Raw genomic sequence first — 12,714 nt, 5'->3', positions numbered from 1 at the left:
GAAGAGCATGCGGGCAAACTTCATCTTCTCTGAGGTCTGGATCGGCCTCCGCCGTAATCTCACGATGACCATCGCGGTCATCGTGACCGTGGCGATCGGCATGGCCTTGCTGGGCGTTGGCCTGATGATCAACTCTCAGGTCGCGAACATGAGAAGCTTCTGGTCGGGGAAGGTCGAGGTGTCGGCCTTCCTGTGCAAGAAGAACGACGCCTTCCCCTCCTGCAAGGGCAGCGCCGGTGTGAGCGCGCAGGCGCGAACGGATCTGATGAAAATGATCCAGGCCATGCCCGAGGTTCAGCAGGTCGACTTCGAGAACGCGGCGGCGGCCTACGAGAACTTCAAGAGCATGTACGCCGAGAACACCATCATGCTTGAGGCGATTCAGGTCCAGGACATGCCCGAGTCCTTCCGAATCAAGCTGAGGGATCCGGAAAAGTATACCGCGGTGATCGATTCACTGAAAAGCGCTCAGGGCATTTCAGCCGTGGTGGACGAGCGTAAGATTTTGGATCGTTTCTTCGAGTTCATGGAGAAAATCCGCTGGTTCGCCCTGGTGATCGCCGGCTTCCTGGTGCTCGCGGTGATTCTCCTCATCGGAAACACCGTCCGCCTGTCGGCCTACAACCGCAGGCGTGAGACCGGGATCATGCGACTGGTCGGCGCCTCCAACCTGTACATCCAGTTGCCCTTCGTCATGGAGGGCATCATCTCCGGCCTGCTGGGCGGTGTCGTGTCGGCGGTGCTGCTCATCGTGACGAAGGTGTTCCTCTTCGAGGACCTGCAGATCAGCCTGGCGGCGGGCACCCAGCTCACCTGGAACGACGTGGCCCAGGTCATCATCGGGACGATGTTCACCGGCGTCCTGATCTGTGTCGTCGCCTCGTTCGTCACCCTGCGCCGTTATCTGAAGGTCTGACGCGTCAGCGGAATCCGAACCGCCGCGGAGCCGGTCGGCCGACGCCTTGCGCCCTTTTCCCCGGTAAGGCGTCGGAGGGTTTGGAATTCCCCGCGCCACGGCGTTCCCGGTGAGGCGCGGATGCCCACCGCGCAGGAGAATGTCCCGTGTGGCGCCGGTAGGCTCGGGGCATGCCACGTGAGACCGGGCGGAAGGTCATCGCCCAGAACAAGCGTGCCTGGCACGACTACCACATCGAGGACACCTACGAGGCTGGTCTCGTGCTACAGGGCACCGAGGTCAAGTCGCTCCGCCTCGGCCGGGCCTCCCTCGTTGACGGATACGCCGTCATCAAGGACGGCGAAGCCTGGTTGATCAACGTCCACATCCCCGAGTACACGATGGGGACGTGGACCAACCACGCGGCGCGTCGCACCCGGAAACTCCTGCTCCACCGTAAGGAGATCGAAAAGCTGGTCTCCAAGACCAAGGACGGCGGTCTTACCCTGGTGCCGCTTGCGATCTACTTCAAGGACGGCAAGGCCAAGATCGAGATCGGTCTCGCCAAGGGTAAGAAGGACTGGGACAAGCGGCAGACTCTGGCCGAGAATCAGGCCAAGCGCGAGATGGCTCGCGCGCTCAGGCACAGGAACAGGTAATTGTGACGGGGAAGGCTCGGCGGACCGTCGCCGCGGCGCTCGCGCTGGTGACGACGGTCCCCATGCTGTCCGCGTGTTTCGAGGAGCCCTCGGCCCACGAGGCGGTGCGTGACTTTCTGGTCGGCTGGCAGACGGGCAACTACACCGCGGCCGCCCGGCGCACCGACGGGGACGAGAAAGTGGTCCGCAGGGCCCTGGAGGACGCCAAGGTTCAGCTTGACGCGGCCTCGTTCCGTTTCACGGTCAAGGGGCTCAGGCGCGCGGGCGACGAGTCCGAGGCGGACTTCGAGGCCGAGGTCGACCTGGGGGAGAACAACCCCCTGTGGGAGTACACCGGCAAGCTCCCGCTCCACCTGGTGAACGGCCACTGGAAGGTGCACTGGTCGCCCAGCGTGCTCCACCCCCAGCTGCACGAGGGCCAGCGCTTCGCGGTGGACGTCATCCCCGAGGGGCGCAAGCCGATCCTCGACCGCAAGAACGACCCGCTCCAGCAGGAGGCGACACTGTACGTGGCGAACGTCGTCCCGGCCACGCTGAAGGACGACGTCGCGGTCTGCAGGCAGCTCTCCAAGATCACTGGTTTCCCGCAGGACCGCCTGCTGAGCCGGATCCGGTCCGCCCGTCCCAACGTGCAGGTCCCCCTGGTCACCTTCGGCCGCGCCAAGTTCGCCCAGCTCCGCGACAAGCTGGTGGCCATCCAGGGCGTCAGCGTCTCCACGCCGAAGCAGCCGGTCGCGCCCGACTCCCCCGCCCAGATCGTCGGCATGGTCACCGCCGTCACCCCCGAGACCGAGCAGCAGCTCGGCGGGCCGCAGCGGGCCGGCGACACGGTCGGCAGGACCGGGCTGCAGAAGGCCTACCAGGAGCACCTGACCGGATCGACCGAGACCCGGGTGATCACGGTGGATCTCAAGACCAACGAGCAGGTGGCCGAGCTGCGCAAGTGGCGGCCCAGCCGGTCCACCTCGCCGGTCCGCACCACCCTCGACAGTTCCACCCAGAAGGCCGCCGACGCCGCGCTGCTCGGCAGCACGCCCGCCATGCTGGTCGCGGTCCAGGCCTCGACCGGCAACGTGTGGGCCGTCGGCAGCACCAAGGAGTATCACCAGGAGAAGGACGCCCTGGCCGGGAGGTTCCCCGCGGGCACCACCTTCTCGATCATGTCTGTCGAGGCGCTGCTGAAGGCTCGGTTCAGCACCAAGCAGAAACTGGCCTGCCCCGTCGACCGCAGCGTCGGCGGCGCCCAGTTCCACCAGGCCGGTCCGCCCGCCGGGAGCACGCAGACCTTCCAGGCCAACTTCGCCAACGGCTGCGTGACCGCCCTGGCCGCGCTGGCCCGCAGGATCGACGGCGCCGAGCTGGCGGCCAGCGCCGCCAAGTTCGGCATCGACGCGCGGTGGACCCTGCCGCTGAAGTCCTTCAGCGGCGCGATGAGGTCGCCGGCCACGGACGCGGCCACGGCCAGGGCCATCGCCGGCCAGAACGTCTCGGTCAGCCCGCTGTCCATGGCCCTGGTCGCCGGGGCGATCGCCTCGGGCACCTGGCGCCCGCCGGTCCTCGTCACCGACCCCAAGAGCCCGGACCCGTCGGCCGAGGCCGAGCCGCCGAAGTCACCCGACCCGGTCAAGATCGACGAAAAGACGATCAGTGCGCTCCGCACCCTCATGCGCGCCGGGGTGACCAGCGGCTCGGCCCGGTCGGCATCGGCCCAGGGAGACCCGGTCCACGGCGTCACCGCCGCCGCGTCACAGGGGCGCAAGCCGCTGGCCTGGTTCGTCGGCTGGCAGGGGAACGTGGCGGTGGCGGTGCTGGCGGAGAGCGGCGACCCCACCGCGGGGGCGGCCATCGCCGGCAGGTTCTTCCAGGCCCTGCACGCCGGGATATGACGTCCGGAAACATTCTCGTCACACTGAGCAACCGTCCGGTGTCCCGGTGGCGTCCTTCCAAGTGGCCGGGCACCGGTTGGGGTTGCGGGCTGGCGGCCTCCGCCGCCCGCCGTATGGGAATCAAGTTGGCGTTACCGGTGTTGTAACCGGTATCTTCGGATAGCTCGGCCTCTCGGGGCCGGGTTGACAACTCAACAGGGGGGTGACTGGTTTCGACTTTGGCTTTGCAAGTGGGGAGAAGCGGGTCGAGGACTGCGGACATAACCTCGTTAACACTGTGACCGCGACCAATAAGTGCCAATAAGACGCACTCCGAAGTCAGCCAGGGCAACCTGGCACTCGCCGCCTAAGCAGCGAGTGACTTCTGCCGGCCCGGGAGCGCCTCCGGCCCGGATCCGGCATCGCTAGGAGGCTCAACCGATCGACCCGGCCACGGGGAAGATCGGGAAAACAAACAGTGGCTGAGCCCGTCGGCGTCTTGCCTGTGTGATCGCCGGGGCTGAGAAAAGCAGAACAGGCTGCACCCGGAGAAGCCCTCTCTTGGAGTCGAAGGACGCGGGTTCGATTCCCGCCACCTCCACCCCCGTTCCGTGTTCGAACGCACGGAGCAGACCGCCGGAGGGCGGCCGGCAGGCGATATGTCGCCTGCCGGCCGCCCTCCGTCTTTTCCCGGCCTCTCCCCGGGCGAAGGCGGGTCTGGAAACGGGGCGGCGATGTTGATCAAAACTGGTTTACTCCTTTCATGATGACTCTTCCCATGACGACCCTTCGCGACAAGGCGGAACTGTTTCACTCGCTGCACACGGGTGGCGAGGTGCTGGTCCTGGCCAATGCCTGGGATGTGGCCAGCGCGTGTCTGGTCGAGGAGGCGGGGGCCAGGGCGGTGGCCACCACCAGTGCCGGTGTGGCGTGGAGCCTCGGGGCCCCCGACGGCGACCGGCTCGACCGGGACCGTGCCCTCGATCTTGTCGCCCGGGTCGCCGCCGCCGTGGGCGTTCCGGTCACCGCCGACATCGAGAGCGGTTTCGCCGACACTCCCGAGGGGGTCGCCGAGACCGTCCGGGGCGTGCTCGACGCGGGCGCCGTGGGCGTCAACATCGAGGACGCCCGCTACGACGGGTCCTCGCCGTTGCGCCCGGTCCAGGAGCAGTGCGACCGGATCGCCGCGGCCCGGCAGGCGGCCGACGCCGCGGGGATCCCGCTCTACATCAACGCGCGTGCCGACGTCTACCTGTGCGCCGTGGGCGACCCGGCCGGGCGGCTGGACGCGACCCTGGAGCGCGCCACCGCCTATCTCGCCGCCGGAGCCAGCGGCGTCTTCGTCCCGGGGGTCGTCGACCCGGCGACCGTGTCGGCCCTCACCGGCGCCATCGCGGCACCGCTGAACATCCTGGCCGGGCCCGGTGCCCCCGCCGTCGCCGAACTGGCCGGGCTCGGCGTCGCCCGGGTCAGCGTGGGCTCCAAGGTCGTCGCGGCCGCCTACGCCGCCGCCCGGCAGGCCACCAGGGAACTGCTCACCGAGGGCACCTACACCGGCCTGGCCGGAGCCCTCGACTACGACGAGCTCAACGCCCTGCTGCGCGGCTGACACACCGCCGGGGCGGGACCCCGCGCTCAGGCCCCGAGCCCAGGCCCTGAGCGCGGGGTCCCGTGCTCAGTCGCCGGGGAGTTCGCCCAGGGTCACGGTGACCGTCGCGGTGGAGCCGTCGAGATGGGTGATCTCGACCTTGGCCCGGTCACCGGGGTTGAGGGTGCTGAGGATCTCCGCCAGGGCCTGCGTGTCCCGCGTGGCGGTGCCGTTGATCGAGACGATCACATCGCCACGCCTGATGCCGGCCTTGCCGGCGGCCCCGCCGGGGGACACCCGCACCACGCCGACCCCCGTGGGCCGGTCCTCGGAGTCGATCACGGTCTGTACGGTGATCCCGAGGGCGGCCCGGTGGGTGTTGGTGACCTTGCCGTTCTTGATGATCTGGTTGGCGATGTCGGTGGCGGTGTTGGACGGGATGGCGAAGCCGATGCCCGGGGCGCTGCCCCCGCCGAGTTCGGGGTCGACGGCGGTCAGGGTGGGGATGCCGATGACCTCGTTCGAGAGGTTGACCAGGGCGCCGCCGCTGTTGCCGGGATTGATCGCGGCCGAGGTCTGGATGGCGCCGGTGATCGTCGCACCGGGTGCTCCGGGCTCCTGCGGCTCGCTGACCGTACGGCCCAGCGCCGAGACGATGCCGTCGGTGACGCTGCCGGACAGGCCCAGGGGGTTGCCCATGGCGAGCACGAACTGCCCGACCCGCAGCTTTCCGGAGTCGCCGAATGTGGCGGGCCTGAGCCCCGAGGGGTCGTCCACCTTGATCACTGCCAGGTCTCCGAGCCGGAAACTCTGCACGAGTCTGGCCTTCCGGGGCGCACCGCCGGTGGCGAGCGTCACCTCGAAGTCCTTGGCCCGGTTGACCACGTGGGCGTTGGTGATGATGTGCCCCGAGCGGTCGTAGACGATGCCTGAGCCCAGGCCGTTCTTGGTGGTGATCTGCACGATGGACGGCAGCACCGTGGCGATGACCTGCTCGTATCTGGACTCCAGGGCCTCGGGGCCGGTGGAGGCGCCGGGCGGTGTGGTGGGTGGTGCCGTGGCCGCCGTACCCGTGCTCGACGGATCCGCGCCCAGTGGCTGCGATCTCGCGCTCTGACCGCATCCGGTGAGCATCATGACGATGGTGGCGAACAGTGCGACGCGTGCGCTCGATCCCTGCATGCGGGAGTATCTTCCCAGCTCAGAGTGGAAGATACGTCTCGCGAGGGGTGCTGGGGCCAAGCTTGTCCAGCGGGTGGGGGCGGCGGGTCCCGCGGAGGGGGCCTCGCGGCTCGGGCCGTGCCGAATGACGTTCCGTACCTGGGGAAAGGGCTGATCCGGCCGGACCGGCGGGCCCCTCGTGGCCGAAGTGTGATGGTATGCGCTCCATCTATCCGGCGAGGTGACATAGCCTGGCGCTCATGGCGGACGTTGGCGGCGACTCCTCCGGGCGCTCTCAGGACAGGTACATCCCGTCGTACGACGCGCCTACGGCGCCCATACCCGCTATCCGTGCCGAGGACGGCACGCTGATCAATCCTCGGGTGCCCCGCCGGTTCCCCATCGGTGACGGCGAGGAGACCGTGCTCGTTCCCCGGCCGGCCCCCGCCACGGCGAACCCCGTCGACCCGAACCCCGTCCAACCGGAGCCCGCCGGGTCGGAGTCCGCTGAACCGGAGTCCGCCGGACCGGAGCCCGCGAGCTCTGAGCCGGTGGGGGAAAGACCCGTCCGGCGCAGGTCCGGCGAGGGGGAGTCCGGGGAGGGGGAGTTGGAGTCCGCCTGGTTCTTCCCCGCCCTCGGGTTTCCGGAGGGGATGTCCGTCGAGCCCGCGTCGGTGGTGACGGAGCCCGCCGAGCCGGAGGCCGCGGATCCCGAGCCCGCCGGGCCGGCTCCCGTCCGGTCGTTCTTCCCGCCCAGGACCTCCGGGCCGGAGTCCGCCCGGCCGTACGCCCCGCCCCGGCCCCCCGGACCGGGGCCCGTCAGGACTCCTCCCGGCGCCGGGCCGGCCGGACCGCTCCCCCGGTCCCGTCCCGCCACCTCGTCCCTCACGCCGGGCTCGCCGCCGCCGCCCTTCGCGTCGCGGGCGGCCCCCCGGGCCGTCAGGGTGAGCGCGCCGAGAAAGGACAGCCTGCTGATGCGGATCGGGGACATCCCGATCCGGGTCGTCTACAGCTTCGGGGCCGCCCTCGTCACGGCTCTCGCGGTCTTCCTCATCTTCGTTCTGTTCTCCGGCGACCAGCCCGCCGCCCCGGCCGGGACCGGTCAGGCGGGCACCGGCGCCACGGTGCGGCCCTCGCCGTCCGCGTCCCCGATCACGCTGCCGAGTCTGCCCGCGCCGACGGCGCTGCGGGTGCTGCCCGGCACGCGGAGTCCGGTGCTGGGCGCGGTGACCGACAGCAGGGCCGCGATCACCTATGCCAAGCTGGGGCGGCCCTGGGCGGTCTCGGAGATCCCATCGTTCTCCGTCGGTCAGCGGGTCGGCACGGAACGGCTGCCGAGCACGATGATCGTCTCCGGCCTGCTCCCCGGAGACACCCCGCGGGCCGATCTGAAGACCGACGCCCAGTTCCGCGCCGCGGCGACGGGCGCGGTGAAATGGGCGATCCGCAACCACTATCCGGCGGGCGGCAAGGTCGAGTGGACCGCCTCGCAGAAGCCGGTCATCGGCAAGGGGTGGACGCTCGGCTACCGGGTGACCTACGTGCTGAAGGGGAGGAAGCGCACCTCCCAGGCGGCGCTCACCCTGCTGGACATCGGCCGCCGCAGGCCCGCGATGCTCCTGGTGACCGTACCGGACACGCGTAAGCAGCTCTGGGCGGACATCGCCCCTCTGGTGGCCAGTGCCCGCCCGTTGTGATGGCGGCGGGTTCCAGAATATGGTTCTACTACTGGACCCTGGCTGGAGGCTGTCATGGCGATCGGGTTAAGCGAGGAGCACGAGGCGCTCCGTGAGTCGGTGGCCGGCTGGGCGGAGCGGAACATCCCGTCCGAGGTCGTGCGGGCCGCGGTCGCGGCCGAGGACGAGCGGCGCCCCGGCTTCTGGTCCGGCCTCGCGGACCAGGGACTTCTCGGACTCCACCTTCCGGAGGAGTACGGCGGCAGCGGATACGGCCTGCTGGAGGTCGCCGTGGTCGTCGAGGCGCTCGGCGAGCGGGTCGCCCCCGGCCCCTACCTGCCGACGGTCCTCGCCGGTGCGGTGATTCTGGCCTGTGACGGCAAGGCCCGCGCCGAACTCCTGCCCGGTCTCGCCGACGGCACGCTGACCGGCGCGGTCGCGCTGTCCGGTTCGATCACCGGCACCCGGGGCGAGGACGGGACGCTCACGATCGGCGGCGTCGCCGAGCCGGTCCTGGGCGGTGCGCTCGCCGACATCCTGGTGCTCCCGGTGAGCACCGAGGCGGGGGAGGAGTGGGTCGCCGTGGACTCCTCCGCGGCGACGGTCATCCCTGTCAGGTCGCTGGACGTCACCCGTGGCGTGGCCAGGATCGAGGTGGAGGCGGTGGCCGTACCCGCGACCCGGATCCTGGACGGCCTTGAGCGGTCCGGGGTGCGCGACCTGGCCGCGACCCTGCTCGGGGCCGAGGCCGTGGGCGTCGCGTCGTGGTGCGTGACCGCCGCGGCGGAGTACGCCAAGGTGCGCGTGCAGTTCGGCCGCCCGATCGGGCAGTTCCAGGGCGTCAAGCACAAGGCGGCCCGGATGCTCGTCGCGCTGGAGCAGGCCCGCGCCACCGTGTGGGACGCCACCCGCGCCTCCGGGGACGAGACGGCCTACGCCGCCGCGATCGCGGGCGTGGTCGCCCCCGACGCCGGGGTGCGGTGCGCGAAGGACGCCATTCAGATCTTCGGCGGCATCGGCTACACCTATGAGCACGACGCCCACCTCTACTACCGCCGCGCGCTGACCCTGCGCGCGCTGCTCGGCTCCTCCGCCGAGTGGGCCGACTCGGTCGCCTCGCTGGCGCTGAGCGGGGTGAGCCGGGTGATGGAGATCGAGCTGCCGGAGGACGCCGCCGCGCTCCGTGAGCGGATCCGGGCCGAGATCGACGAGATCGCCGCCCTGGAGGGCGTGGAGCAGCGGCGGGCGCTGGCCGGAGCCGGTTACGTCATGCCACACCTGCCCAGGCCGTGGGGGCGCGACGCCACGCCGCTGGAGCAGGTGCTCATCCTCCAGGAGCTCAGGGCCGCCCGGATCAGGCCGCCCCAGATGATCATCGGTGCCTGGGTGGTGCCGTCCATCGTCGCCTACGGCACGCCCGAGCAGCAGGAGCGCTTCCTGCCCGCCACCCTGAGCGGTGAGCTGATGTGGTGCCAGCTCTTCTCCGAGCCGGGCGCCGGCTCCGACCTCGCCTCGCTCCAGATGAGGGCCGAGAAGGTCGAGGGGGGCTGGCGGCTCAACGGCCAGAAGGTCTGGACCTCCATGGCCCAGGTCGCCGAGTGGGCGATCTGTGTCGCCCGCAACTCCTCGGCGGGCTCCAAGCACGACGGCATCACCTACTTCCTGATCGACATGAGGAGCGAGGGCCTCACGGTCCGGCCGCTGACCGAGATGACCGGGGAGAGCATCTTCAACCAGGTCTTCCTCGACGACGTGTTCGTCCCGGACGGACTGGTCGTCGGCGAGGTCGGGCAGGGCTGGAAGGTGGCCCGCAACACCCTGTCCAATGAGCGGGTCTCGCTCTCCTCGGGCTCCGGCGGCACCGGTTCGTCGGTCCCCGACCTGCTCGGGCTGGTCGGTCGGCTCGGCCGCGAGCTGACCGGGGCCGAGCGCCGGGAACTGGCCGGCGTGGTCTGCGAGGGGCACTCGATCGACACCCTCGGCCTGCGGGTGACGTTGAAGCAGCTGACCGGCGCCGAGCCGGGCGCCGACGCCTCGGTCCGCAAGCTGCTGTCCACCTCGCACGCTCAGCATGTCGCGGAGTGCGCGGTCGGGCTGCTGGGCGCCTCCGCCGTGGTCGCCGCCGACGCGGGGCTCGGCGACGCGGGTTACTGGAACCGCGCCGTGCTCGCCACCCGCGCCATGACGATCTACGGCGGCACCACCGAGGTGCAGCTCAACATCATCGGTGAGCGGATGCTCGGCCTGCCCCGCGACCCCGAACCGGGCAGGTGAGTCCACCGGATTCCGGGTTCCGCGAAAATCTCGGTCCTACGGTGGGTTCCGTGTCGCCGCGGGTCAGCGTTATCCGTTGATTTCACGGCGATTACCGCCGGACCTCCAAGAACGGTCTTCACACCTTCAACTACGCGGTGTTACTTCCCGGCGCGTTCCGTCCTCCGTGCTACGAAAGGGATGTTGATCTTTCAGGAGCGTCTCAGGAGGCCCGATGACACCCATTCGCGCTGGTCGCAGCGTAGCCCTCGCCGCCGTTCTGCTCGCCTGCCCGCTCACCGTCGTGCCCGCCGAGGGGGCTGACGGTCCTGTGCCGCGCGCCGCGACGGCGTTCACCGCCAACCTCATCGCCCGCCAGAGCGACAGGTGCCTGGCGATCTCCGCCGGAAGCACCAGGAACGGCGCCTCGGTGATCCAGTGGGACTGCGGTCCGCAGCCCGACCAGCTGTGGCGGCTGATCTCGATCGGCGGCGGTTACTACCACGTCCGGGCGACCCACAGCGGCAAGTGCCTGTCGGTCGCCGACGGCGGCGTCAGAAACGGCGCCTTCGCCGTCCAGTGGGACTGCGGTTCCCAGCCCGACCAGCAGTGGAAGCTCGTGCAGAAGAACGACGGCTTCTTCGCCCTCGTCGCCCGGCACAGCGTCAAGTGCCTGTCGGTGTACGGCGGAAGCTCCCACAACGGCGCCTCCGTCATCCAGTGGGAGTGCGGTTCCCAGTACGACCAGCAGTGGAAGCTCGCCTGACCCGGACGGTCGTGCCCGGCGGTGCCGCGGCGTCCGGCCCGGACGGTCGCGGCGCCCCGCCGGCGCCCTCCGGTAGCCCCGCGAAACCCGCACATGAGGCAGGGGGGCAGCCGGAACCACGCCCTCTCCATGACCGTAATCAAGCGATTGCTTGGCATGTCTCGGGAGAGTTACTCTGCCCTTGCGGGGGAGAACAAGTTCTTGTTCTGACCTTCCTGCGCCGTCGGAGTCCGCTGTGATACCAGTAACGTGATTCACTTCGGCGGTTCGGGAGCCTTTCCGGCAGAGAGGATTTCCGATGGGCACGCTCGGCTTCTGGAGGCTTGCGCAGGCGGACCCCGACTGGATCGCCGCCGTGGACCCCGACGGCACGGAACACCGCGCCGGCGACCTCCTGGCCCGTGCCAACCGCCTCGTGCACGGCCTGCGAGAGCTGGGACTCAGGCCGGGAGACGGCGTCTGCGGGCTGGTCCCCAACGGCTCGGACGGGCTGGTGCTCCATCTGGCCGCACTCCAGGCCGGGTGGTACCACACCCCGGTCAACTGGCATCTGACAGGCTCCGAGATCGGCTACATCCTGGCCGACAGCGAGGCACGGGCCTTCTTCGTCGACGAGCGCCACGCGCGGGAAGGTCTGCGCGCCGTCACCCAGACGGGTTTCGACCGTGGCCGCGTCTTCGCCTTCGGGCGGGTCGAGGGGGTGCGCGCCGAGGTGGAGCTGACCCGGGAGCAGCCCGCCACCACCCCCGCCGGCCGTACGGCGGGCGCCGCCATGCACTACACCTCCGGCACCACCGGCAAGCCCAAGGGCGTGCGCCGGGCGCTCACCGGCCTGGACCCGGACGACGCGGCCGAGCGGGCGACCTTCCTGCTCGGCATGTTCGGCGTCACTCCGGGCGGGGAGAACACCCATCTGGTCACCTCGCCGAACTACCACACCGCCGTCAGCCAGTTCGGCGGTACGGCCCTGCACATGGGCCACCGGCTCGTCTACATGGACAGATGGGACCCCGAGGAGACGCTCAGGCTCTGCGAGAGATACCGCGTCACCAGCTCGCACCTGGTCCCCACCCACTTCAAGCGGCTGCTCGCCCTGCCCGGCGAGGTGAGGGCCCGCTACGACCTCTCCTCGCTCAGATGGATGATCCACGCGGCCGCGCCCTGCCCGGTGCCGGTCAAGCGGGCGATGCTGGAGTGGTGGGGAGACTGCGTCTACGAGTACTACGCCGCGACCGAGGGGGGCGGCACCATCGCGACCCCGGAGGACTGGAAGAGGCATCCCGGCACGGTCGGCACGGCCTGGCCGGTCAGTGAGCTGCTCGTCGTGGACGAGAACCTGAAACCGGTCCCGGCCGGCACCCACGGCACGATCTACATGAGGATGACGGGCGCCGGTTTCGAGTACAAGGGCGACCGGGCCAAGACCGAGGCCGGCCGCCTCAAGGACCACTTCACCGTCGGCGACATCGGCTACCTCGACGACGAGGGCTTCCTGTTCCTCTGCGACCGCAAGGCCGACCTGATCATCTCGGGCGGGGTCAACATCTACCCGGCCGAGATCGAGAACGAGCTGACGGTCCACCCCAAGGTCGCCGACGTGGCGGTGTTCGGCGTCCCCGACGAGGAGTGGGGCGAGCAGGTCAAGGCCGTGGTCGAGCCCGCGCCCGGCGTCGCGGCCTCGCCCGAGCTCGCCGCCGAGCTCCTCGACTCGCTCAGGGGCCGCCTGTCGAAGACGAAGTGGCCCAGGTCCATCGACTTCGTCGAGGAGATGCCGCGCGAGCCCAACGGCAAACTCCTCAAGCGCCGGCTGCGCGACCCGTACTGGGAGGGGCGGGACCGGGTGATCTGACC

9 protein-coding genes and 1 other RNA gene are annotated in these 12,714 nt (G+C 70.0%); 9 read left to right on the top strand and 1 reads right to left on the bottom strand.

The features are described 5' to 3' along the window. The first annotated feature begins 7 nt into the window (after window positions 1-7). The 5 genes from ftsX (at window position 8) to ACWEF2_RS15625 (ending at window position 5,028) form a co-directional block, all read left to right on the top strand. Entirely contained in the window at window positions 8-916 is a 909-nt protein-coding gene (ftsX, locus tag ACWEF2_RS15645) for a permease-like cell division protein FtsX (protein ID WP_355592190.1), read from the top strand. A 170-nt stretch (window positions 917-1,086) separates the two neighbouring features. After that, on the top strand, window positions 1,087-1,554 hold the full coding sequence (smpB, locus tag ACWEF2_RS15640) for an SsrA-binding protein SmpB (protein WP_355592066.1): 468 nt from the start codon (window positions 1,087-1,089) through the stop codon (window positions 1,552-1,554). Window positions 1,555-1,556: 2 nt separating this feature from the next. Beyond that, complete coding sequence (locus ACWEF2_RS15635) at window positions 1,557-3,440, top strand: penicillin-binding transpeptidase domain-containing protein (RefSeq protein ID WP_453815696.1); 1,884 nt, start codon at window positions 1,557-1,559, stop codon at window positions 3,438-3,440. Window positions 3,441-3,638: 198 nt separating this feature from the next. Then, window positions 3,639-4,023: a transfer-messenger RNA gene (gene ssrA, locus ACWEF2_RS15630) on the top strand. Between the two features lie 174 nt (window positions 4,024-4,197). Further along, window positions 4,198-5,028, top strand: coding sequence for an isocitrate lyase/PEP mutase family protein (locus tag ACWEF2_RS15625; RefSeq protein ID WP_453815695.1), 831 nt, complete (start codon window positions 4,198-4,200; stop codon window positions 5,026-5,028). A 66-nt stretch (window positions 5,029-5,094) separates the two neighbouring features. On the opposite strand, the gene ACWEF2_RS15620 is transcribed toward ACWEF2_RS15625, so the two are convergent. After that, the gene (locus ACWEF2_RS15620; RefSeq protein ID WP_453815693.1) at window positions 5,095-6,189 is read right to left on the bottom strand and encodes a S1C family serine protease; all 1,095 of its coding nucleotides are present in this window, start codon (window positions 6,187-6,189) and stop codon (window positions 5,095-5,097) included. A gap of 239 nt (window positions 6,190-6,428) precedes the next feature. Here ACWEF2_RS15620 and ACWEF2_RS15615 point away from each other — a divergent pair, with 239 nt between their 5' ends. From ACWEF2_RS15615 to ACWEF2_RS15600, 4 genes are all read left to right on the top strand, one after another. Then, the gene (locus ACWEF2_RS15615) at window positions 6,429-7,865 is read left to right on the top strand and encodes a hypothetical protein (protein WP_453815691.1); all 1,437 of its coding nucleotides are present in this window, start codon (window positions 6,429-6,431) and stop codon (window positions 7,863-7,865) included. 54 nt (window positions 7,866-7,919) lie between these two features. Then, entirely contained in the window at window positions 7,920-10,118 is a 2,199-nt protein-coding gene (locus tag ACWEF2_RS15610; RefSeq protein WP_453815689.1) for an acyl-CoA dehydrogenase, read from the top strand. Between the two features lie 214 nt (window positions 10,119-10,332). Next, entirely contained in the window at window positions 10,333-10,863 is a 531-nt protein-coding gene (locus tag ACWEF2_RS15605) for an RICIN domain-containing protein (protein ID WP_453815687.1), read from the top strand. Window positions 10,864-11,161: 298 nt separating this feature from the next. Then, window positions 11,162-12,712: an acyl-CoA synthetase gene (locus ACWEF2_RS15600; RefSeq protein ID WP_453815685.1), complete on the top strand. Its 1,551-nt coding sequence runs from the start codon at window positions 11,162-11,164 to the stop codon at window positions 12,710-12,712. Window positions 12,713-12,714: the final 2 nt, after the last annotated feature.

This window comes from Streptosporangium sp. NPDC004631, assembly GCF_053601935.1.
This window is presented reverse-complemented; position numbering and strand designations above follow the sequence as displayed.

Excerpts from the sequence above, each read along its gene's own strand:
- ftsX (WP_355592190.1), top strand. The coding sequence starts at position 8 with ATGCGGGCAAACTTCATCTTCTCTGAGGTCTGGATCGGCCTCCGCCGT.
- smpB (WP_355592066.1), top strand. The coding sequence starts at position 1,087 with ATGCCACGTGAGACCGGGCGGAAGGTCATCGCCCAGAACAAGCGTGCC.
- ACWEF2_RS15625 (WP_453815695.1), top strand. The coding sequence starts at position 4,198 with ATGACGACCCTTCGCGACAAGGCGGAACTGTTTCACTCGCTGCACACG.
- ACWEF2_RS15620 (WP_453815693.1), bottom strand. The coding sequence starts at position 6,189 with ATGCAGGGATCGAGCGCACGCGTCGCACTGTTCGCCACCATCGTCATG.
- ACWEF2_RS15615 (WP_453815691.1), top strand. The coding sequence starts at position 6,429 with ATGGCGGACGTTGGCGGCGACTCCTCCGGGCGCTCTCAGGACAGGTAC.
- ACWEF2_RS15610 (WP_453815689.1), top strand. The coding sequence starts at position 7,920 with ATGGCGATCGGGTTAAGCGAGGAGCACGAGGCGCTCCGTGAGTCGGTG.
- ACWEF2_RS15605 (WP_453815687.1), top strand. The coding sequence starts at position 10,333 with ATGACACCCATTCGCGCTGGTCGCAGCGTAGCCCTCGCCGCCGTTCTG.
- ACWEF2_RS15600 (WP_453815685.1), top strand. The coding sequence starts at position 11,162 with ATGGGCACGCTCGGCTTCTGGAGGCTTGCGCAGGCGGACCCCGACTGG.